This is a genomic window from Paenisporosarcina cavernae, from assembly GCF_003595195.1.
GTDB lineage: Bacteria > Bacillota > Bacilli > Bacillales_A > Planococcaceae > Paenisporosarcina > Paenisporosarcina cavernae.
This window is the reverse complement of record NZ_CP032418.1, coordinates 2232274-2254353: the sequence shown is the minus strand read 5'-3', so window position 1 is coordinate 2254353 and position 22080 is coordinate 2232274. Positions and strand designations below refer to the sequence as shown.

The following is a 22080-nucleotide window of genomic DNA, read 5'->3' as shown; positions in this document are numbered from 1 at the left end:
TATTGGTGAAAGTTGAAACATCCTTTATCATATCAAACAATCAAGTGATTCGACATATCTTTTCTGTTACTTTTCGGGTAGATATAATTCTACGATAACAAATTTGTCACATTTTAAAAGGAAGCCACCAATTCCATTTTCCGAATAACTTCATTAAGCTAGGTACTAACATTAACCGTATTATCGTTGCGTCAATTGCAACAGCTATGGCAATCCCAACTCCTATTTGTTTTACTGGCATAACATCAGTAAATGCAAAAGCTCCAGTAATAACGATCATAATAAGTGCGGCAGAGGTAATGATTTTGCTTGTATTGGTTAATCCTTCAACCGTCGCTCGGGTGTTATCGTTGTGCTTCAAATACTCTTCTTGAATTCTGGAGATTAAAAACACTTCGTAATCCATACTCAAGCCGAATACTAAACTAAACACAATGACAGGAATGACAAGCGCAATCGTTCCTGGGTCTATTCCCAAATGTCCATATTGAAATAGGAATACGAGTATTCCAAACGTAGCTGAGAGTCCCAGTATGTTCATAACAATGGCTTTTAACGGGATAATAATCGATCGGAATGCCACCATTAAAATGATAAAGGTGGAAATTAAAATAATCGCAAGTGCTAGTGCAATCTTGTTCGTAATCTCATCAAAGATCTCTTGATTGAATTTAGCGTTACCTGCGACAGAAATGTCATCTTTACTAGACCATTCACGAACCCAATCGGCTGCAGCATCGGACGTGCTTCCGACAGATAGCGTAACGGGAACAAATAATTGGTTATCTTCGATAAATACTTCTTTCAATGGCGTCAGCTGCTCGCTTATTTGAGGGACTTGCATCGCTTGCTCCCATTCCGCTGCAGTTTTTATCTCGCCTTCCGTAAAAATGGTGGAAAACTCTTTTACGAGTGAATCTTGTTCCAACGTTTTTGTCAGTTGTTCTATTTCTTCATATCCCTTTTTTGAATCCCATGCGTCCTCTCTTTCTATTAATAAATAGTTAGAAGAAGTGGAACCAAAGTCGAACGTTGTATCCAGTAAGTCATAAGCCTGTCTCGACTCGAAAGAATTAGGCAGAGCATCTGCTTGTGGTATGGCAAGGTCCATATCTTTTACAGGAATCATGCCAATGGCTAATAAAATAACGGCTGCTATCGTAATAGTGATCGGATGACGCATCACGAAATTTGCGAATTTACGCCAATTATTAGATGCACCGTCTTTCACTTTGACGATTGTCCATTTATTTAAACGATCACCGATTAATCGAATGACAGCTGGTAACAATGTTAACGAGCTAAGTACTGCAACTGTCACGATGACCATGCCACCAATGGCAATATTTTGAAAAATTTCAACTTGAATTACGAGCATTGCGCCTAATCCGATGAATACACAGATGGCAGAAAAAATGATCGATCGTCCAGCAGTTCCTATCGTCGTATGAATCGCTTCTATAATAGAAGATTTCTTCCGTTCTTCTCGGTACCGATTGATAAATAAGAGGGAGAAATCGATTGATAAAGCTAGACCAAGCATTGGTACAATATTTAAAACGAAAATGGATAAGTCTAGTTCAACACCAATGAAGTAGAGTGTTCCAAACGAAATGACGACTGTAAACAGTCCGATAATCAGTGGAACGATGGACGCAACTAAACTTCCGAAGGCAAATAACAATACGATGACCGCAATCGGTAAACCAATCATTTCAGCATGTGCTAAATCGCTTTGACTTGCCTCATTAATATCCTCTGAAATAGCTGGTCCACCCGTAAGAGCTACTCCTTTTGTCGATGAGGTTACTTCATTTACTTCATGCACAACATCCGCCATATGCGGAATGGATGGTTGTAATTCTAAAATAGCGTAGGAAACAGAACCTTTTACTAAAGTGTCGTTCTCCAGTGGCGATTGAATGGAATCGATTTCATCAATCGATTTTATGTCATTTAAGATAGAAGTAATCTCGCTGTCGGATTGATTTTTAAAAACGACTAATAACGTTTCTTCAGGTAAATCAAACGTCTCGGATAATTCCTTCATCACTTTTTCGTGTTCGCCATCTACACGGAACCCATCTCCTTCTAATATCGAAGGTAAAAGACTCGCAAAATAACCGAGTGCAAGGGCGGCAATGAGCCAGATGATTAAAACAGATTTATAAAAACGTGTAACGACTGATGCTATTTGCTTCATGTGAAAAATCCTCTCATTATTATTCGACAATAGTCTACGCTTTTTTTCCTAGTTTGTCCTCTTTCGGTATTTTTTGAATTTTAGTGAAACTTAATCGGGAGTTGTTCGTAGTAAAGTTATAAGAGGATTTCCTTAAATGGAAGGAGTTGTTAGAATGCAAGAAATCTATTTTTATGCTCTGATCATCTGTGGAGTACTAAGTGTATTGTATGCGTTTTTTGGGGATCTATCAGACGCAGGTGATGGAGTTATCAGTTTCTCGACATTATTAGCATTTCTAACGCTAACTTCAGCTGGAGGATTTCTTTTTCATTACCTCACCTCTTGGAATGAAGTGCTCATTGTGTTCATAAGTATGGTAATTGCAAGCATTCTTACGTTTGCATTTTACTATTTCTTATTAGTGCCTCTTTCCTCTGCGGAAACGTCTGTTGCATATAGCGACGCTCAGCTAGCTGGCCAAACCGCAACCGTCATCGTACCAATTCCTTCGGATGGGTTTGGAGAAATTCTAGTAAAAGCTGGTGGCGGAAATGTACCGAAACGAGCTGCGGGTTGGAGTAATGAAGAAATAGAGTATGGAAAAGAAGTATTAATCGTGGATGTAAAGGATGGAACATTTCTCGTTCAAGCCTATGTGCCAATTCTTTCATTCCAAGAAAAATAAGGGGGAAAAAAGATGACTTTATGGATCGCGTTAGGTGTTGTGGCATTTGTTTTACTCGCAATAATTTTGGTGTATGTAGCAAAGTACCGGACGGTAGGACCAGATGAAGCACTCATTGTAACAGGTAGCTATTTAGGGTCAAAAACTGTTCATACGGATGAATCTGGCAATAGAATTAAGATAATTCGCGGTGGAGGTACGTTCGTATTTCCTGTATTTCAACAAGCAGAACCACTTAGTCTGTTATCGAGCAAATTAGAAGTAACGACGCCTGAAGTATATACAGAACAAGGCGTTCCGGTGATGGCAGACGGAACAGCCATTATCAAAATTGGTGGTTCGATTGCAGAAATTGCGACAGCTGCCGAGCAATTTTTAGGGAAAAACAAAGAAGACCGTGAAAATGAAGCAAAAGAAGTATTAGAAGGTCACTTGCGTTCGATTTTAGGTTCAATGACAGTCGAAGAAATTTACAAAAATCGAGATAAATTCTCCCAAGAAGTGCAACGAGTCGCTTCTCAAGACTTAGCGAAGATGGGTCTTGTGATTGTTTCATTCACCATCAAAGATGTACGTGATAAAAATGGTTACTTAGATTCGTTAGGTAAACCCCGTATTGCGCAAGTGAAGCGAGATGCAGACATTGCTACGGCGGAAGCAGAAAAAGAAACGCGGATTAAACGTGCAGAGGCAGATAAAGATGCAAAACGTGCAGAATTAGAGCGTGCTACAGAAATCGCCGAAGCAGAAAAAGAAAATCAATTAAAAGTAGCTGAATATCGAAGAGAGCAAGATACGCTAAAAGCTCGTGCGGACCAAGCGTATGAATTAGAAACGGCTCGTTCGAAACAAGAAGTAACAGAACAAGAAATGCAAATTCAAATTATTGAACGTCAAAAACAAATTGAGCTAGAAGAGAAAGAAATTTTACGTCGTGAGCGTCAATACGATTCTGAAGTGAAGAAAAAAGCGGACGCAGATCGTTATGCAATTGAACAAAATGCAGCAGCAGCTAAAGCACGTGAAATGGCAGAAGCGGACGCAGAAAAATATCGTATCGAAGCAAAAGCGAAAGCAGATGCGGAAAAAGTTCGTTTAGATGGTATGGCAAAAGCCGACTCTGAACGCGCACAAGGGGAATCAGAAGCAGATATTATCCGTCTAAAAGGTCTTGCTGAGGCCGAAGCGAAACGGAAAATTGCGGAAGCATTCGAGCAGTATGGTCAAGCGGCTGTGCTCGACATGATTGTGAAAATGTTACCGGAATATGCGAAGCAAGTTTCTGCACCACTTGGAAACATCGACAAAATTACCGTCGTCGATACAGGTGGAGGCGAAGGTGGCGGAGCAAACAAAGTCACTGGCTATGCGACAAACTTAATGGCGACGTTACAAGAGAGTTTAAAAGCATCCTCTGGAATCGATGTGAAAGAGATGCTGGAAAACTATTCTGGCAAAGGAACAATTAAACCAAGTCTTGATCGCATTGCATACGGCTTAAATTCCTCTGAAGGAACATCCAAAGACACAGAAAAAGAAGAAGATACCGTATCTATTTAATTAAATGCGTCGAACCCTCCTTCATCAAAAAGGAGGGTTTTTCTGTATAATTATTGAAATTCACTAATGACATGTTGGAAAAAAAGCGTTACAGTAGGAAGAAGACTTATATTGCAACTGTTTTCGGGGAGGTGCTCTCATGCTTACACGCAATCAAATAACGCATATTAAAGAAAATTCATCCCTTTTTTCGGTTGAATTGGGACATGCACATACGATCTATATCGGTTCAAGTGATGAAGTGTCCTATGGTTTATTTACATTGCGAGCTGGGAAATCATTTTGGTTTTACTACAACCCGAAAGAGAATGTAGAATTACAAGAACGATACGTTGTGTTAGCGGGATCGTTAAAAGTGTCCAATCCAGCGTTCGAAAAATTAGTGGAACCTGGTGAGACGATTGACGCATCCATAATCGATGGTTTAACGGAATGTTATGCTGAGAATGAAACAGAAATTTTAATCGAAATGTCGAAGGATGAATACATAAAAGACTTTTTTGAAACAATCGCAGTGCAACGAGATGCAAATGCCATTGAAAAAGTGGATGGATACACCTACCACCACTGCACGCGAATAAAAGATTACTCATTGAAATTATGGACTCGTTTAAATCAACCGGTAGAAGGGGCATCAAACCTACGCTGGGGTGCCTACTTTCACGATATTGGAAAACTAAAAATTCCGTTGGATATACTGAATAAAAAAGGACCGCTCACTGACTTGGAATGGGAGTTAATGAAACAACATGCCTCATTCGGAGCGGAACTTATACGAAACCACGAGATAGATTGGTTACACGATTGTGCCTTCATCGTTGAACAACACCATGAGCGGTATGATGGAAAAGGATATCCGAATGGTTTAAAAGGAGATGAGATTTCTATAGAAGCGTCCATTGTATCAATTGTCGACGCTTTTGACGCGATGATAACAAATCGAGTGTACCGCAATGCCCTGACAATGGAAGAAGCAATCGAAGAAATGAAGCGTGGAAGGGGAACGCAATTTCATCCCACTGTCCTAGATGAATTTTTACACATGCTCGAAGAAATCGACTATAACTGGTTATAAACCTACATAGAACAAATGGAAATGTCGCGCACTTCATGTGCACGGCATTTTTTTATTTGTCGAATTCCGAGAGTACGATACGGGTCGTATCGAAAAAGGTTGCGCTGATAGAATGGTCATTTGCGCCTATAGAGAGATTTGCGCTGATAGGCAACTTTTTGTACTGGAATTTTATAAATCGTTTTACTTTTTTGCGCACCTATTTCTCGGAGCAAGTGGGTATCTAGTAAAACGACTCCGCACTTTAATCACAGTCTGACATGATAAAAATGAATGTCGAGTTATTGTGCCGAAAAATCACGTAAAGCTCTATGGAGGAAAGCAGATTTACCATACATAGGAAGCTTGGTAGAAAAGGATTTACAGATTTTTTGTCGAATAAAACATAAAGAGGTTTTGAAGAGGAGTGAGGCGATGCAAGACATGTATGTACTCGGTAAAAGCGAGCAGGAAGTAGGCGTACTTTCATCGATGATGAATCGGCATGGATTAATTGCTGGGGCAACTGGTACTGGAAAAACAATTACACTCAAAGTGATGGCAGAGCGATTGAGTGAAAATGGCATTCCAGTTTTTTTAGCCGACATAAAAGGAGATTTGGGAAGTTTAGCTCAACCTGGCATGATGTCAGACAAACTTCAATCTCGCTTGGATGAAATGGGGATTACGAATCACTCCTTCCGTTCATTCCCAGTAGAATTCTGGGATGTCTTTGGAGAGGAAGGAATACCTCTACGAACAACGGTGTCGGAAATCGGTCCTGTGTTAATGGCGCGTTTGCTTTCGTTAAATGAAACACAGACGGGTATTTTACAGATTGTCTTCAAAGTGGCAGATGATGAAGGATTACTGTTACTCGACTTAAAAGATTTACGTGGAGCACTACAACTAGTGGGGGAAAAAGCGAAAGAATTGCGCTTAGAATACGGAAATATTTCTTCTGCATCTATTGGTGCGATTCAACGTGGCTTGCTCCAATTAGAAGAGCAAGGAGGGGACGTGTTTTTTGGAGAACCCGCCATTTCCATTCATGATTTAATTAACACAACAAGTGAAGGAGAAGGTATCATTCATATTCTTTCGGCAAAAAGACTATTCTCTTCTCCCATTTTGTATTCCACTTTTTTGTTGTGGCTTCTTTCCGAGCTCTTTGAAGAGTTGCAGGAAACCGGAGATCTTGAGAAACCTAAAATGGTGTTTTTCTTCGATGAAGCTCATTTAATCATCGAAGAATCGTCTAAATCACTTCGAGATCAATTGGAACAAGTCGTACGACTCATTCGATCCAAAGGAATTGGCATTTATTTCGTTACTCAGAATCCGACTGATTTGCCGGACGAAATTTTAGCGCAACTTGGAAATCGCGTTCAACATTCGTTACGTGCCTTTACGCCGAAAGACCAAAAAGCCATTAAACAAACTGCGGAGACATTTAGGAAAAACCCGCGGTTGAATGTGGAAGAAGAATTGACGAATCTAGGTGTTGGAGAAGCATTGGTTTCTTTTTTAGATGAAAAAGGGAGACCGTTAGAAGTGCAAAAAGCGATGATATATGCTCCCAAGAGTCTGATAGGCGTCGTGGATGAAGGAGTAAAAAAGAGTACGATAGAAAATTCTTCCCTTCGTCCAAAATACGCCCAGTCGATCGATCGGGACTCTGCGTATGAAACATTGGCAAAACGAATTCCAGAACCAGAAGTGCTGAGTGAGAAAAAACATACGCCTAAAGTGCCTCCAAAAAAGAAAACCGAATTGGAAAAAGCCGCTGGTTCTCTTCTTCAAACAGTTGGCAGACAAATTGGACGTGAGTTAGTAAGAGGTATTTTCGGAGCTTTAAAGAAACGGTAACGTTGAAACCGAGTAAATGGCTAACCTTTCATTTTTAGTCTGCTGATGAATGAAAACGATGGATGCGTTAGAAGGAATTAATTCATTTCCGTTGGGGGATAATGAATAAAAAGGTAAGACTTTACAACTATATTCCATTATCTAGAAAGTTTCCGCATTTAACGGTGAAATTCTGCAAGAAAAGCCTTGGAATTGCCCTTCTAGGGTTGGGTGACCTGTCAAGACATGTTATGATTATAAAGAACTAAATTCAGAAAGGGGTAGTTTTTATGTCTGATGCAGTGTATCAAGCAATTGCAATTGTACTTTACATGATCGCGATGCTGGCGATCGGATATTATTCATTCCGTAGAACAGCAAATTTAAATGACTATATGTTAGGTGGTCGTTCTCTTGGACCAGCAGTAACGGCACTTTCAGCCGGAGCTTCCGATATGTCAGGTTGGTTACTAATGGGCTTACCAGGAGCAATTTATGCTTCCGGATTAGTAGAAGCATGGATTGCAATAGGACTAACTGTTGGTGCGTACTTAAACTGGTTACTAGTTGCACCACGTCTACGTGCGTATTCACAGGTTTCCAATGATTCCATTACAATACCAAGCTTTTTAGAGAATCGTTTAAAAGATAATTCTCGCTTATTACGTATTGTTTCAGGGATTATTATCTTATTATTCTTTACGTTCTATGTATCTTCTGGAATGGTAGCAGGAGGAGTATTCTTCCAAGAATCATTCGGCTTTGACTACACAACAGGACTGTTAGTAGTTGCAGCAGTTGTTATAGCTTACACGTTATTTGGTGGCTTCTTAGCAGTAAGTTACACGGACTTTGTGCAAGGTTTAATCATGTTCTTAGCATTAATTTTAGTTCCAGCAGTAGGGATATTCGTCGTTGGTGGAATTGATGGTGCTACTGAAAGTATCCGTGCAGTGGATCCACAACAATTAAATCTTGTAGAGGGTGCAACGTTCTTAGGAATCATTTCCGCAGTAGCGTGGGGCCTTGGTTATTTCGGTCAACCGCATATTATTGTTCGTTTCATGGCAATTAAAACGGTAAAAGAAACGAAGCAAGCACGTCGTATCGGTATTGGTTGGATGATCATCAGCTTATTAGGTGCATTAGCAACAGCCTTAATTGGTCTTGCTTACTTCCAACAAAATCCAAATGAGACTTTAACAGATCCAGAAGCTATTTTTATCGCAATGGGGCAAGTGTTATTCCACCCATTCATTGCGGGAATTATGCTTGCAGCGATTTTAGCAGCGATCATGAGTACGATTTCTTCTCAATTAATTGTCACGTCTTCGGCGTTAATCGAAGATTTATACAAAGCAGTTATTAAAACAAATGCAACAGATAAACAAATGGTTTTACTTGGCCGTTTAGCAGTACTTGTCGTATCTATTGTGGCAATGGCGCTTGCATGGGAGCAAAACAAAACGATTCTTGACTTAGTAGCGTATGCATGGGCAGGATTTGGCGCAGCGTTTGGACCAATTATTTTACTTTCACTATTCTGGCGCAAACTCACTTCTATGGGCGCGTTAGCTGGGATGGTTGTAGGTGCAGTTGTAGTCGTCATTTGGGGTAACAGTGAGAAATTGTCTGGAATGCTGTATGAAATCATTCCAGGATTCATTCTCTGCTTGCTCGTTGCATGGGTTGTAAGTTTAATGACGTACAAACCAAAACCAGAATTGGAAAAAGAATTTGATGAGGCAGTAGCGCTCGTTCATTCAAAAGAATAATCGATTACCTAAAGGCAGCCCTATTAATGGGTTGCCTTTTTTGCTAGTAAATATACGACGAATAAATTCTGTTGACCATATGGTCAACTTGGAGTATAGTGAAAGTAATAACTGACCATATGGTCAATGGAGGGTGAGCACATGTCTATACTATCCTTTCACGAATTAACAAAAATGTATGGCAAGGCAAGAGGAATGGAAAATATCACTTTTTCCGTTGAAAAAGGAGAAATTGTAGGTTTTATAGGACCGAACGGGGCAGGGAAAAGTACAACAATTCGTACGTTATTGAATTTCTTGCATGCAACTTCTGGAAAAGCAGAAATTTTTGGTCTCGATTCTGCACAACATCATGTTGAGTTGAAAAAACGAATCGGTTATTTACCTTCTGAGGTTCACTTTTATGAAGATTTAACGGTAAAGGAAATGCTGAAATTTTCAGCAGGTTTTTATTCCCACGATTCTCTCACGCATGCTTTGACGTTAGCAGACCGTCTAAAGCTTGATACGACTCGGAAAGTGGAAGATTTATCATTTGGGAATAAGAAGAAAGTGGGAATTGTTCTCGCGATGATGCATGAGCCAGAGTTATTGGTATTAGACGAACCAACTTCTGGATTGGATCCACTGATGCAATCGACTTTTTTTGAGTTATTAAAAGAAGCACGTGACAAAGGCACAACTATTTTCTTTTCTTCTCATTATTTAAATGAAGTGCAAAAACTGTGTAACCGTGTCGTTATTATAAAAGAAGGAAAAATTGCTGCAATTGAAAGCATGGATAATATGCGAAAAGACACGGTGAAGAAAGTGACACTTCATTCCCATGAAAAAGAACTTCACGTGCAAAGTTTACCAGGAATGATTGAACAGCATAAAAGCGACACGTCGATGTCCTTTCTGTACAAAGGAAATGTAAAAGATTTAATGCTTTCTTTACACGAGGTGGAATTTGATGATATTACCGTCGAAGATCCATCATTAGAAGAAGTTTTCATGCACTATTACAAGGAGGATGACTCAAATGGTCTTTAAAAGAGAATGGAAGCGAGCGCAAAAGTCTCTTTGGCTATGGGCGATCTCACTCGGTGCAATGTGCGTATTAATATTAAGTGTTTATCCACAATTTGCGGCAAACAAAGCGCAATTAGAAGAGCTCATTCAACTTTACCCGGAAGCGATGCTGAAAGCTTTTAATATTGAGTCACTTGGCTTTGAAACGGCATTAGGATTTTACGGAATAGAAGGGTATATGTTCGTAACTTTGTTTGGTAGTATATTCGCCAGTTTGTTAGGCGGAAATATGCTAGTAAAAGAAGAAAGTGATAAAACGATTGAATTTTTATTGGCCAAACCAATTTCAAGAAGCTCTATTGTGGCACAAAAAGCAGCAGCGATTGGTGTTGTAATACTTTGCTTTAATGTGTTTCTGACAGTAGTGATGGCGATAGGATTTGAACTGGCAGAAGAATCTGCGTTTCGGACAACAGAGTTTTGGTTACTGATGTTCGCGCCGTTTCTCTTACATCTCACGTTTGCCTACTTGGCGTTTGGGATCTCTTCCTTCTTTCGTAAACAACGTCAAACCACCGCAATGGTGCTGGCAATCGTCTTAGGAACGTATTTTTTAAATATCGCTGCCTCCATCTCGGAATCACTTGAGAAATTAGCGTATTTGTCGCCATTTTTCTATGTAGATGCATCCACAATTTTGGCGAATGAAACTTTCCGGTGGGAGTATATTCTGGTACTAGTAGTAGTGAGTGTGGTCGGTATCCTACTAGCAAGATGGCAATTTATGCGCAAGGATATTGTGGTGTGATGAGCAAATTTACAGAAGAAAAAGAAATGAAGATAGCGGAAGTAGCGCTTCAAGAATTTACGACAAAAGGGTACAAAAATACGTCTACAAACGTGATTGCGGAAAAAGCAAATGTTTCCAAAGGGCTGATTTTTCATTATTTTCATTCCAAAAAAAAGCTGTTTCTCCTGTTGCTCGAGGACGCAACGGATGAATTAGTAGCCCATCTTAAGAAGCAAGAGCAAGCAGACGAGCAAGCAGACTTTTTTGAGGAAATTCGGATTTTTCTTGGGAATAAAATACGTGTAGCTTTAGAAAAACCCGATGCTTATGCGTTTATGATGACGTCATTTCTGCAACCTCCTATTGAGTTGCAACACGAAATCCATCAACTTTTAGCACAAAAATCGAGTGAAATAGAGTCGTTTAGTGATCAAGCACTGTTTCGAAAGTTAGAAAAAGCCCCCCTACGAGAAGGATTAGATCGAGAAGTAGTTACCACGTACATCCGCCTTGTATTGGATTCCATTTCCAATCATGTGATACAGTTGTATCAAAATAGGGTACAGGAATTAGTAGAATCACCAGAAAAAGTGATGGATGAAGTGGATACATTTCTGGATATGCTACAAAATGGGATATATACGAAATAGGGGGTGTCTGGATGGAAACGATACAAGAAAGAGCCATTCTCGTTGGAGTGAATCGGAAAAATGATGCACATTTTGCGTATTCAATGGAAGAATTGATGAATTTAGCACAAGCAATTGACGTGGAAGTCGTTGGTAAAATAGAACAGAATTTAGAACGTATTAACCCATCGCACTATGTGGGTACAGGGAAAATCATCGAAATTAAAGCGCTTTACGATGAAATGGATGCAAATATCGTGATTTTCAACGATGAGCTTTCCCCGTCGCAAATCCGAAATTTGGAGGGCGATTTGGAATGTAAAGTGATTGATCGGACAATGCTGATTTTGGACATTTTCGGTCGACGTGCCAACTCGAAAGAAGCGCAAATGCAGGTCGAACTTGCTCAACTTCAATACATGCTTCCTCGTCTAGTTGGTCTACGTGCATCCTTGAGTAGACAAGGTGGTGGTACAGGAGGCGGATTTAGAAACCGTGGTGCTGGGGAGACGAAATTGGAGCTCGATCGCCGTAAAATTGAAGATCAAATCGCCAAACTACGAAAAGATTTAGAGCACGTAAAAGAGCAACGTCAAACACAGCGAAAGCAGCGGAAGAAAAACGGTATCCCGGTCGTATCAATCGTTGGATATACGAATGCAGGGAAATCGACTCTGTTAAACCACCTGTTAATGAAGACTGGACAGTCGGATGCGAAAAAAGTTTTCGAGAAAGATATGCTTTTTGCAACGCTCGATACGTCTGTTCGCCATATTCAATTACCTGACCAAAAAGAGTTTTTATTAACCGACACGGTAGGATTTGTCAGTAAGCTTCCCCATCATCTAGTAAAAGCATTTCGCTCCACTTTAGAAGAAGCGAAAGATGCCGATTTGTTGTTGCATGTTGTGGATATGTCTCACCATGAGCACCAATTTATGATGGAAGTGACCAACGAAACCTTACAAGAAGTAGGAGTAGAAAATGTTCCAACCATTCAAGTGATGAACAAAGCAGATTTAGCGAATGAACCCTACCCTGTTGTAAAAGGAGATACCATTTGGTTGTCTGCTAAAGAAGGGAAAGGTTTAACAGAGCTGATCGATTTAATACGCGCGCATTTGTTCGCGGATTATGTTGTTTGTGAAATGGTCCTTCCCTATGAGCGAGGAGAAATCGTTTCGTATTTAAATGAAAACGCATCAATCCTTTCCTCTGAATATATGGAAGAAGGAACGCTGCTTAAAGTAGAAGTAAAACAATCCGATTACGACAAATATAAGGAATACGTACTTAATGAATAGAAAAAGGTTTTCCAATGATCTTGTCGTTGGAAAACCTTTTTTGTGTATGCTGAGTTCTTCATGCCGCCGTAACACCTTCGATCAGAAGATGTTGTGATGAAATAAAGAGATTTTCGACAAAGTCGAAAATGATCCGTAAGGAAATATCAAAATACTAGTGTAGATCGGGTATTATTCGTATGCACATTTACTATTCTAGTTCCTCGTTCACAAATGCGGTGCGATTGCGGGTCTAACTGGTGCGATTCTCGGAAATTTGGTGCGATTTTTCAAGAAACGCCGCAGTTTCACCCGATGTATCTTTCACTATTACGATTCAAATTGGATGTTGTGTAAGTTGGCGAAAATTCCGCCACTTTCAAGGAGTTCATGATATTTCCCATCTTCGGCGATACCGTCTTTTGTCACCACGATGACTCGGTCAGCGCCGCGAATTGTAGCAAGACGATGTGCAATCACAAGTGTTGTTCGGTCCTCGGCAAGTTCCTCTAATGATCGCTGGATGATTTTTTCTGTTTCCGTATCGAGCGCAGATGTTGCTTCATCTAATATGAGAATAGGCGGATTCTTTAAGAACATTCGAGCAATCGCAAGACGTTGTTTTTGTCCTCCAGATAATTTTAACCCTCGTTCTCCAATTTGCGTTTCGTATCCTAACGGTAAATCTTGGATGAATTCTTCTAAATGAGCTTTTCTAGCTGCCTCTAGTATTTCATCTTCGGTAGCATGTTTTTTTCCATAGGCGATATTTTCTTTAATTGTCCCAGTGAATAAAAACACGTCTTGTTGAACGATTCCGATTTGAGATCGCAACGATTCTAAAGTCATGTCTCGTGTATCTATTCCATCTATGGTGATGGATCCTTCATCTACATCGTAAAACCGAGGGATGAGTGAGCAGATCGTTGTTTTTCCTGCTCCAGAAGGTCCAACAAATGCAATGGTTTGTCCTGACTGAATCGATAAGTCGATGTCAGAAAGAACCTGTTGTGTGTCATCGTATCCAAAGCTTACATGGTGAAAATCGATATTTCCTTTAAGCGATGAGACCGTTACTGCCTGAGGAGAGTCTGTAATTTCTGGCTCCTGTTCTAATATATCCAAGAAGCGGCGGAAGCCGGCCATTCCTTTTGGATACAGTTCAAGTAAAGCACTAATTTTATCGACAGGCTTAATTAAGACATTTACATACAGAACGAAACTTACCATTTCTCCATATGAAAGTGTTCCTTGGTACGTAAACCATGCGCCGAATACTAAAACCAGTAAGGTGATGAGACGCGTCATCATATAAATGCTGGAGTGCGTACCAGCCATTACCTTGTAGGCTGCAATTTTTGCTAGACGAAATTGCCCATTATCTTGTTGGAAACGTTTAATTTCAAATGCTTGGTTCGTAAACGATTGGACAACTCGGGCTCCAGAAACGCTGTCTTCCACGCGAGCATTTACGTCTGCAATTCGACCGTACATATTTCGCCAAGCTGCATTCATCTTGAAATTAGATACAGTAACAAGAACTATTAGAAACGGCAGCGTAACGACGGCTACAATTGCAAGCTCCGGATTAATGTGAAACATGATGGCAAAGGCGCCAATAAAGGTCATGATGGCAATGAAAAAATCCTCTGGTCCATGATGCGCCAGTTCTCCAATGTCGAAAAGGTCATTGGTGATGCGACTCATAATATGGCCAGTTTTCGTATTGTCAAAAAAGCGAAACGACTGTCGTTGAACATGCGTAAAAAGCTGCTCTCGCATATCTGTTTCAATGTTGGCTCCTAGTTTATGTCCTAAGTAGCTCACGATGAACTGCAAAAACGTACTTAGTAAATACACAATGAACAGCAAAATACTGACGGTGACAATGATGTCCCAATTTCCCGATGGTAAAAGTTGATCGATAAATTCTTGTACAGCAATTGGAAATGCTAGCTCTAAAAGTGCTACGAATATAGCACTACAAAAATCAATTAAAAACAATCGTTTGTGTGGTTTATAGTAAGAAAAGAATTTTTTTAACATAGAATTGACCTCACTCTCTCTCTATTTAAAAATTATACCTCAAATGTTGGTTTAGAGAGGTTTTTGACAATACTTTTCGGGGAAGGTACACTATAAAAGTTGTTTTTTTACGATAGAAACCTTAGAAGGAAGGGAAATGAAGAATGGTTACAAAACAAGAAATCGTGAACTCAGTTCCTCAACGAGGATTTTTTGGCCATCCAAAAGGATTACTTTCTCTATTCTTTACGGAATTCTGGGAACGTTTTTCCTACTACGGAATGCGCGCAATTTTACTTTACTATATGTACTACGAAGTTACACAAGGTGGTCTAGGACTAGAACAGTCTACTGCTAACTCGATTATGGCAGTGTATGGGTCTCTTGTGTATATGTCAGGTATCATCGGAGGATGGATCGCTGACCGATTGTTCGGTACAACACGAACCGTCTTTTACGGTGGTATTTTAATCATGTTCGGACATATCGTCCTGTCATTGCCGGGCGGATTAACCACCCTTTTCGGATCAATGGCATTAATCGTTATTGGTACAGGATTATTAAAACCGAATATCTCGAGTATTGTTGGTGACTTGTATGCTGATAACGATGTTCGTCGTGATTCAGGATTCTCGATTTTCTATATGGGAATTAACATGGGTGCACTTATTGCGCCATTAATTGTCGGAACAGTTGGATTAGACTATAACTTCCATTTAGGATTTAGTTTAGCCGCTATTGGAATGTTCGTTGGTTTAATCGTGTTCTGGTTTACAAAGAAAAAATACTTAGGATTAGCAGGATCTCACGTTCCTAATCCGCTTACAAGAGAAGAACGCAAAAGTGTATTTACTCGAATTGCAATTGGAATTGTAGCAGTTGCTATCATTGGGTTTATCCTCATTCAATTAGGAATTATGACAATTGATGTCTTTACCATGATCGTATCGATTTTAGGGATTGTGATCCCGACAATTTACTTTATTGTGATGTACCGAAGCTCGAAAACAAATGCAGATGAAAAATCACGTGTACTTGCATATATTCCTTTATTCGTTGCGGCAATGATGTTCTGGGCAATTCAAGAACAAGGATCCATTATTCTTGCGCAATATGCAGACCAACGTACAGATTTAAGTCTTGGGTCATTTGATATTTCGCCAGCTTGGTTCCAATCGCTTAATCCGTTATTCATCATTGCGCTTGCTCCAGTGTTTGCGTGGTTATGGATTCGACTGGGTGAACGTCAGCCTTCGACTCCAAAGAAATTTGCTTTCGGATTATTTTTTGCTAGTATGTCATTTTTGGTGATGATCATTCCGGCTTATTTTAATGGAACAGAGACGCTCGTTAGTCCGTGGTGGTTAGTATTAAGCTTTTTCCTAGTAGTTCTTGGTGAATTGCTACTTTCTCCGGTAGGGCTATCGGCAACAACGAAGCTAGCTCCTGGTGCCTTTGCAGCTCAAACGATGAGTTTGTGGTTCCTAACAAACGCATCTGCACAGGCAATTAATGCGCAAGTGGTTAAATTATACACACCGGAAAATGAAATCATGTACTTCGGTGTAATAGGTGCTGTCGCGTTAGGTATCGGATTACTATTATTCTTCTTTGCACCAAAAATTGAAGAATTCATGCGTGGCGTTCGATAATGTTTCATAGCTGTAGTTCCTACCAATTGGTCGGGACTGCAGCTTTTTTCAACATTACCTAGTGGTGAAATACTGTGAACACGTTTCATGGTTTTATATTGGAAAAAATTCTCTGACATATTCCCGCCATAACTTGCACAGAAGGGTACCGTCTTCCTTTGCATTTTGACTGTGCCGGAAATTAGTATATAAAAAGTGGAGGGAACTAGTTATGAGAGAAAAAGCATTAGCATTCTTACAGCAATATACGGACGAGCAGGACAGAGGAAAGGAATTCTTTTCTTCTCGTTGGAATGAAATCGAAGAAGAACTACAACAAACAAATACATATACACTGAATCACGATGAGTTAGCATATGGTGCGAAAGTGGCTTGGAGAAACAGTAACAAGTGTATAGGGCGATTGTTTTGGCAGACAATGCATGTCGATGATCGCCGAGAATTGATCGAGGAAAAAGCTATTTTTGATGCACTTATTCACCATATTAGCTTTGCCACAAATAACGGGAAAGTGAAGCCAACCATCACAATTTTTCACCCTTCCGTTCGAATTTGGAACCACCAATTGATTCGCTATGCTGGATACCAAGTGGAGGAGAAAGTCGTTGGAGATGCTGATTCCCTGGCATTTACAAATGTTTGTGAAAAACTAGGCTGGTCAGGTGAGAAGTCATCATTTGATATATTGCCATTAGTCATTCAAGTGGGAAGCAATCCTCCCGTTTGGTTTGATATCCCACCAGAGGTAGTATTGGAAGTACCTATTACACATCCTGATCATCCGGGTTTTGCATCACTGAATTTAAAGTGGTATGCGGTTCCGATAATTTCTTCGATGAAGTTAGAAGTTGGGGGCATCGAATTTCCAGCTGCACCATTTAACGGATGGTACATGGGTACAGAAATTGGTGCACGTAATCTGGCTGATGTAAATCGTTATAATCAATTACCGAATGTAGCTTCATTATTTAACTTCAATCAACAATCAGCAGCTAGTCTTTGGAAAGATCGAGCGTTAGTAGAGTTAAACCTTGCAGTGCTGCATTCCTTCCGCTCACAAGGTGTTAGCATAGTGGATCATCATACTGCTGCTCTTCAGTTCAAGCAATTTGAACAACAGGAGAAAAAGAAAGGCAGGGAAGTAACGGGGAATTGGAGTTGGCTAATTCCACCGATGTCACCTGCTGCAACCCATGTTTTCCATCAACCGTATTCAAATGAAATGAAGTCTCCTAACTTTTACTACCAACCCTCCCCTTATGTCGAAAAAAAATAAGACCCTATATTTTCGTAAATGTATGCCATGAACATTGTTCATGGCTATTTTTGTCGCCTTGAAGCAGTTGACTTCTTGGTGGTAGTTGCATACACTAAGTTCAAACAATCAAACGAATATTTGAATGAGGAGTGCAAATATGAAAACGAAAGAGCTAGATGTGTGTGAAGTTGCGTGTTTTGATGAAGCGCTTGTGAATAGAGTGACACCAAGATTACAGGACACAAATGGAGTGGAGCTTCTTTTTAAGGCACTTGCAGATGCGACGCGCTTGAAGATTGCATATGCATTAACACTGGAAAAAGAGATGTGTGTGTGTGACGTGGCGCATGTCATTGGATCGACGACAGCGACTGCATCTCATCACTTACGTTATTTACGAAATGGAAAGTTAGCAAAATATCGAAAAGAAGGAAAATTGGTGTTTTATTCCCTAGCTGATGATCATGTTCACCAATTAGTGAACATTGCGTTAGAGCATTCGAAAGAAGGAATTTCCCATGGAACAAGATAAAACAATCTATCGCCTTCAAAACTTATCATGTACTAGTTGTGCAGCTACTTTTGAACGGAATGTGCAAGCAATTCCCGCAGTAGAGACGGTTCAACTTAATTTTGGTGCATCCAAGCTAACAGTCGTTGGGGATGTCACAATTGAAGAGCTAGAAAAAGCGGGTGCATTCGATGGCATCAAAGTATTTCCGGAAAAAAGTCGTGTCGTAGACGAAAAAATACCGTTTTGGAAGAAAGAAGAGACGAGATCAACTGTAATGTCTTTCCTTTTTCTTCTTCTGGGTAGTCTTTCTACTTGGTTGAATGGTGAAGGAGACTGGATGACCATCTCGTTATATGCTATTTCAATCGTCATTGGGGGCTATCGTTTATTAACCACAGGTGTACAAAATTTTGTTCGCGTCCGATTTGATATGAAAACACTGATGACGATTGCCATTATTGGGGCCGCGCTCATTGGAGAGTGGGGCGAAGGTGCCTTTGTGGTATTTTTATTCGCGATTAGTGAAGCGTTAGAGACATACTCCATGGATAAAGCTCGTCATTCCATTCAGTCGTTGATGAAAATTGCACCAACGAAAGCAACGGTTCGAAAAGGCAATGAGTTCGTGGAAGTAGACGTGGATGATTTAGTCATTGGTCAAACGATTGTTGTTCGACCAGGGGAAAAAATTCCGATGGATGGAATCATCCAATCGGGAACATCTTCTGTTAATCAAGCTGCCATCACGGGAGAGTCTATGCCTATTGCGAAAATGATAGGTGATGAAGTGTTTGCCGGAACGTTGAATGAAGAAGGCGTCTTGGATATAGAAATCACGAAACGAGTGGAAGATACGACGATTGCGAAAATTATTCATTTAGTCGAGGAAGCGCAAGCAGAGAAAGCACCTTCTCAAGCATTTGTTGATCGTTTCGCAACCTATTATACTCCTGCAATTATGGCGATCGCAGCCATGGTTATGATTATTCCGCCAGTATTTATGGCATCGGATTGGAGTGAATGGATTTACCGTGGGCTTGCTGTATTAGTCGTTGGTTGCCCATGTGCACTCGTTGTCTCGACACCAGTTGCAATCGTCACGGCGATTGGAAATGCAGCTAGAAATGGTGTGTTGATTAAAGGTGGCGTTCACTTAGAAGAAACCGGTCGATTATCCGTTATTGCATTTGATAAAACTGGAACCTTAACAGAAGGTCGTCCGGTTGTAACCGACCTGCAAATTGTAGGAGAGTTTCCGGAAGTCCAAACGCTTCAAATTGCTGCGGCGATAGAGCAACAATCAAAGCATCCCTTAGCGAATGCTATTGTGAATAAAGCAAGGGAATCGATAACGGAATTTCCTGCTGTCACTTCTTTCCAATCCTTCACAGGTAGAGGTGCTGTCGCACGAGTAAATGAAAGAGAGTATTTCATTGGAAGTCCTTCTTTATTCCAAGAAAAAATGACCATCCAATCGGAAGTGAATGAGACGATTTCTTTCTTGCAACAACAAGGAAAAACTGTAGTTCTATTTGGAACAGAGGAGGAAATACTCGCGTTATTTGGGATAGAAGATAAAGTAAGAGATACTTCGGCAAGTATCATTTCGAAATTGTCCGAGTTAGGGATAAGTCGAACGGTACTTCTTACTGGAGATAACGTTAGAACAGCAAATGCGATCGGAAATCGAGTAGGAGTCGCAGATATTCGAGCAGCGCTAATGCCCGAACAAAAGCTTGCCGCAGTAAAAGAACTACAAGAAAACCACGGGAAAGTTGCGATGGTTGGAGATGGTGTGAATGATGCACCAGCACTCGCTGCTGCTTCTGTTGGAATTGCAATGGGCGGAGCAGGGACAGATACAGCGCTAGAAACAGCAGACATTGCTTTAATGGCAGATGATTTAGAGAAACTACCATATACGATTGCATTAAGTCGGAAAACGGTTCGAATTATTTATCAAAATGTACTCTTTGCCTTTTTATTAAAAGTAGTCGCGCTCTTGTTGATCATTCCAGGTTGGCTAACACTTTGGCTCGCCATTTTTGCGGATGTAGGGGCTACATTATTAGTAGTACTTAACTCCTTACGATTAATGCGAACGAAGTACTAAAAATAAGAAAATTCTATTTCTTCTCTAGAGAATCAAGTAGGAGATAGGTACAATAGAAGATAGAAATTTAATATGATGATTGGAGCTGGAATGGTTGAAAAACAAACGATGGATTACTGGAGTATTAGCCAGTGTATTATTATTAAGTGCTTGTAACGACTCTGCTACACCGACAGACGGTGTAACGAAAGAACAAACGAGTGAATTGACACTAGAAGAAGTATTTGCAAAAACACAAGAAAAATCAGCAGACATTAAAAATCTCCAATCGGAAATTAGCTCGCAACAAACCATGCTTGTCGGAGAAGAAGAAATGGAGTTTGTCACGAAATCGGATACGACGATGAATTTGCAAACATCGCCTTTAGCGGTTTACCAAAAAGGAACTACGTCTTCGTCTACTAGTTCTGATACTGGCGAGCCCCAGAAATATGAGAATGAAAGTTATTTAACGGAGGAAGGCTTCTACATTTACGACGGACTTTCGGATATGTGGTCGAAATTACCGAAAGAAATGTCGGATAAGTTATTAAAGTCCTCCACTTCTCAAGCGGATCCTTCGAAACAATTACAGGACTTAGAAGAGTATAAAAAGGATTTTACCTTTGAACAAACTGCTAATCATTACGTCTTAACACTCGATTCAAAAGGCGATCAATTTAAGTCGTTAATCGAAAAGCAAATGAAAAGCATGTCAGAAATGGGTGCTGGAGAACAAGAGTTTCTTGATAATATGGACATTGAATCCATCCATTATGTCATCGAAATTGATAAGAAAACGTTTTATGTGACTAAAATGGATGTTCAAATGGCAATGAATGTGGAATCAAATGGCCAATCAATGAAAATTACACAAGACATGAAATCCACATATGGAAAGTTTAATGAGCTTGATGAAATAAAAGTACCCGATGACGTGAAGAAGGAAGCAAACGAACTTTAGGGAGGACTTTCAGATGATTCATGTATTTACAAAAGGGACAGATCCAATGAAGCCGGTATTACTGCTTTTGCATGGTACTGGCGGAACAGAACGTGATTTACTTCCGTTAGCAGAACGTTTAGATGATACCGCTTCGTTGTTAAGTGTGAGAGGAAATGTCTCTGAAAATGGCATGCCTCGTTTTTTCCGTCGTCTTGCAGAAGGAATCTTTGATGAAGAAGATTTGATTTTTCGTACAAAAGAACTCGATGACTTTATTACAGAGTCAGCAGAAAAATATGAGTTTGATCGACATAACGTGGTGGCAGTTGGATATTCTAACGGTGCAAATATAGCATCTAGCATGCTATTTCATCGCGCGGAGTCTCTTCGCGGAGCAATTTTACATCATCCGATGGTACCTCGGAGAGGAATAGATTTACCAAATTTAGATGGAAAAAATGTCTTTATTGCGGCAGGGAAAAATGATCCAATATGTCCTCCACAGGAAACAGAAGACTTACAAGCTCTTCTACAAAATGCAGGAGCAAGTGTTGAAACCTTTTGGGACAATCAAGGACATCAGTTAAGCTATGCTGAATTAGATGAAGCGAAAAAGTGGTACACGACATTATTTGCTTAGAATGTGCAAATCAACTTTGCCAGATAAGGTAACTCAATAGAGTATGTTATTTATTTCGTATTCAAGGATTAAACGAGTGTAAAGAGTGGTACGTTGAAAAAATTCATGCAACACGTAAAACGAGCAAGAA

17 protein-coding genes are annotated in these 22080 nt (G+C 40.1%); 15 read left to right on the top strand and 2 right to left on the bottom strand.

Features of this window, described 5'->3' with window-relative positions:
- Window positions 1-106: 106 nt before the first annotated feature.
- Entirely contained in the window at window positions 107-2203 is a 2097-nt protein-coding gene (locus D3873_RS11605; protein ID WP_119884161.1) for an MMPL family transporter, read from the bottom strand.
- Between the two features lie 154 nt (window positions 2204-2357).
- Between D3873_RS11605 and D3873_RS11600 the strand changes: the two genes are divergently transcribed.
- From D3873_RS11600 to hflX, 9 genes are all read left to right on the top strand, one after another.
- Window positions 2358-2870 (top strand): NfeD family membrane protein, encoded by a 513-nt coding sequence (locus tag D3873_RS11600; protein WP_238473783.1) that lies wholly within the window; start codon window positions 2358-2360, stop codon window positions 2868-2870.
- Between the two features lie 12 nt (window positions 2871-2882).
- Window positions 2883-4430, top strand: coding sequence for a flotillin lipid rafts scaffold protein FloT (locus D3873_RS11595; RefSeq protein ID WP_119884159.1), 1548 nt, complete (start codon window positions 2883-2885; stop codon window positions 4428-4430).
- 139 nt (window positions 4431-4569) lie between these two features.
- Window positions 4570-5505 (top strand): HD-GYP domain-containing protein, encoded by a 936-nt coding sequence (locus D3873_RS11590; RefSeq protein ID WP_119884158.1) that lies wholly within the window; start codon window positions 4570-4572, stop codon window positions 5503-5505.
- Between the two features lie 414 nt (window positions 5506-5919).
- Window positions 5920-7353 carry a helicase HerA-like domain-containing protein gene (locus D3873_RS11585; protein ID WP_205536266.1) on the top strand — a complete coding sequence of 478 codons (1434 nt, stop codon included), beginning with the start codon at window positions 5920-5922 and terminating at the stop codon, window positions 7351-7353.
- A 269-nt stretch (window positions 7354-7622) separates the two neighbouring features.
- Complete coding sequence (gene putP, locus D3873_RS11580; RefSeq protein ID WP_119884157.1) at window positions 7623-9107, top strand: sodium/proline symporter PutP; 1485 nt, start codon at window positions 7623-7625, stop codon at window positions 9105-9107.
- 141 nt (window positions 9108-9248) lie between these two features.
- Window positions 9249-10142, top strand: coding sequence for an ABC transporter ATP-binding protein (locus tag D3873_RS11575; protein ID WP_119884156.1), 894 nt, complete (start codon window positions 9249-9251; stop codon window positions 10140-10142).
- Window positions 10132-10929, top strand: coding sequence for a DUF2705 family protein (locus tag D3873_RS11570; protein ID WP_119884155.1), 798 nt, complete (start codon window positions 10132-10134; stop codon window positions 10927-10929). The genes D3873_RS11575 and D3873_RS11570 overlap by 11 nt, the downstream gene beginning before the upstream one ends.
- On the top strand, window positions 10929-11561 hold the full coding sequence (locus D3873_RS11565; RefSeq protein ID WP_162920190.1) for a TetR/AcrR family transcriptional regulator: 633 nt from the start codon (window positions 10929-10931) through the stop codon (window positions 11559-11561). Before D3873_RS11570 ends, D3873_RS11565 begins: the two co-directional genes overlap by 1 nt.
- An 11-nt stretch (window positions 11562-11572) precedes the next feature.
- Window positions 11573-12844 (top strand): GTPase HflX, encoded by a 1272-nt coding sequence (gene hflX / locus D3873_RS11560; protein ID WP_119884153.1) that lies wholly within the window; start codon window positions 11573-11575, stop codon window positions 12842-12844.
- 309 nt (window positions 12845-13153) lie between these two features.
- Here hflX and D3873_RS11555 read toward each other — a convergent pair whose 3' ends face one another.
- The gene (locus D3873_RS11555; RefSeq protein WP_119884152.1) at window positions 13154-14869 is read right to left on the bottom strand and encodes an ABC transporter ATP-binding protein; all 1716 of its coding nucleotides are present in this window, start codon (window positions 14867-14869) and stop codon (window positions 13154-13156) included.
- Between the two features lie 143 nt (window positions 14870-15012).
- Between D3873_RS11555 and D3873_RS11550 the strand changes: the two genes are divergently transcribed.
- The 6 genes from D3873_RS11550 to D3873_RS11525 all read left to right on the top strand — a co-directional run bounded on the left by D3873_RS11550 (window position 15013) and on the right by D3873_RS11525 (window position 21950).
- Window positions 15013-16500 carry a peptide MFS transporter gene (locus D3873_RS11550; protein ID WP_119884151.1) on the top strand — a complete coding sequence of 496 codons (1488 nt, stop codon included), beginning with the start codon at window positions 15013-15015 and terminating at the stop codon, window positions 16498-16500.
- 211 nt (window positions 16501-16711) lie between these two features.
- The gene (locus D3873_RS11545) at window positions 16712-17776 is read left to right on the top strand and encodes a nitric oxide synthase oxygenase (protein WP_119884150.1); all 1065 of its coding nucleotides are present in this window, start codon (window positions 16712-16714) and stop codon (window positions 17774-17776) included.
- 139 nt (window positions 17777-17915) lie between these two features.
- A complete protein-coding gene (locus tag D3873_RS11540; RefSeq protein ID WP_119884149.1) occupies window positions 17916-18290 on the top strand; it encodes an ArsR/SmtB family transcription factor in 375 nt (124 codons plus the stop codon).
- Window positions 18277-20385: a heavy metal translocating P-type ATPase gene (locus D3873_RS11535; RefSeq protein WP_119884148.1), complete on the top strand. Its 2109-nt coding sequence runs from the start codon at window positions 18277-18279 to the stop codon at window positions 20383-20385. The genes D3873_RS11540 and D3873_RS11535 overlap by 14 nt, the downstream gene beginning before the upstream one ends.
- Before the next feature lie 94 nt (window positions 20386-20479).
- Window positions 20480-21328 carry a DUF6612 family protein gene (locus D3873_RS11530; protein ID WP_119884147.1) on the top strand — a complete coding sequence of 283 codons (849 nt, stop codon included), beginning with the start codon at window positions 20480-20482 and terminating at the stop codon, window positions 21326-21328.
- 13 nt (window positions 21329-21341) lie between these two features.
- Window positions 21342-21950 (top strand): alpha/beta hydrolase, encoded by a 609-nt coding sequence (locus D3873_RS11525; protein WP_119884146.1) that lies wholly within the window; start codon window positions 21342-21344, stop codon window positions 21948-21950.
- Window positions 21951-22080: the final 130 nt, after the last annotated feature.

Bases quoted from the DNA above. Each gene is read 5' to 3' on its own strand.
- D3873_RS11605 (WP_119884161.1), bottom strand. From the start codon at position 2,203: ATGAAGCAAATAGCATCAGTCGTTACACGTTTTTATAAATCTGTTTTA.
- D3873_RS11600 (WP_238473783.1), top strand. From the start codon at position 2,358: ATGCAAGAAATCTATTTTTATGCTCTGATCATCTGTGGAGTACTAAGT.
- D3873_RS11595 (WP_119884159.1), top strand. From the start codon at position 2,883: ATGACTTTATGGATCGCGTTAGGTGTTGTGGCATTTGTTTTACTCGCA.
- D3873_RS11590 (WP_119884158.1), top strand. From the start codon at position 4,570: ATGCTTACACGCAATCAAATAACGCATATTAAAGAAAATTCATCCCTT.
- D3873_RS11585 (WP_205536266.1), top strand. From the start codon at position 5,920: ATGCAAGACATGTATGTACTCGGTAAAAGCGAGCAGGAAGTAGGCGTA.
- putP (WP_119884157.1), top strand. From the start codon at position 7,623: ATGTCTGATGCAGTGTATCAAGCAATTGCAATTGTACTTTACATGATC.
- D3873_RS11575 (WP_119884156.1), top strand. From the start codon at position 9,249: ATGTCTATACTATCCTTTCACGAATTAACAAAAATGTATGGCAAGGCA.
- D3873_RS11570 (WP_119884155.1), top strand. From the start codon at position 10,132: ATGGTCTTTAAAAGAGAATGGAAGCGAGCGCAAAAGTCTCTTTGGCTA.
- D3873_RS11565 (WP_162920190.1), top strand. From the start codon at position 10,929: ATGAGCAAATTTACAGAAGAAAAAGAAATGAAGATAGCGGAAGTAGCG.
- hflX (WP_119884153.1), top strand. From the start codon at position 11,573: ATGGAAACGATACAAGAAAGAGCCATTCTCGTTGGAGTGAATCGGAAA.
- D3873_RS11555 (WP_119884152.1), bottom strand. From the start codon at position 14,869: ATGTTAAAAAAATTCTTTTCTTACTATAAACCACACAAACGATTGTTT.
- D3873_RS11550 (WP_119884151.1), top strand. From the start codon at position 15,013: ATGGTTACAAAACAAGAAATCGTGAACTCAGTTCCTCAACGAGGATTT.
- D3873_RS11545 (WP_119884150.1), top strand. From the start codon at position 16,712: ATGAGAGAAAAAGCATTAGCATTCTTACAGCAATATACGGACGAGCAG.
- D3873_RS11540 (WP_119884149.1), top strand. From the start codon at position 17,916: ATGAAAACGAAAGAGCTAGATGTGTGTGAAGTTGCGTGTTTTGATGAA.
- D3873_RS11535 (WP_119884148.1), top strand. From the start codon at position 18,277: ATGGAACAAGATAAAACAATCTATCGCCTTCAAAACTTATCATGTACT.
- D3873_RS11525 (WP_119884146.1), top strand. From the start codon at position 21,342: ATGATTCATGTATTTACAAAAGGGACAGATCCAATGAAGCCGGTATTA.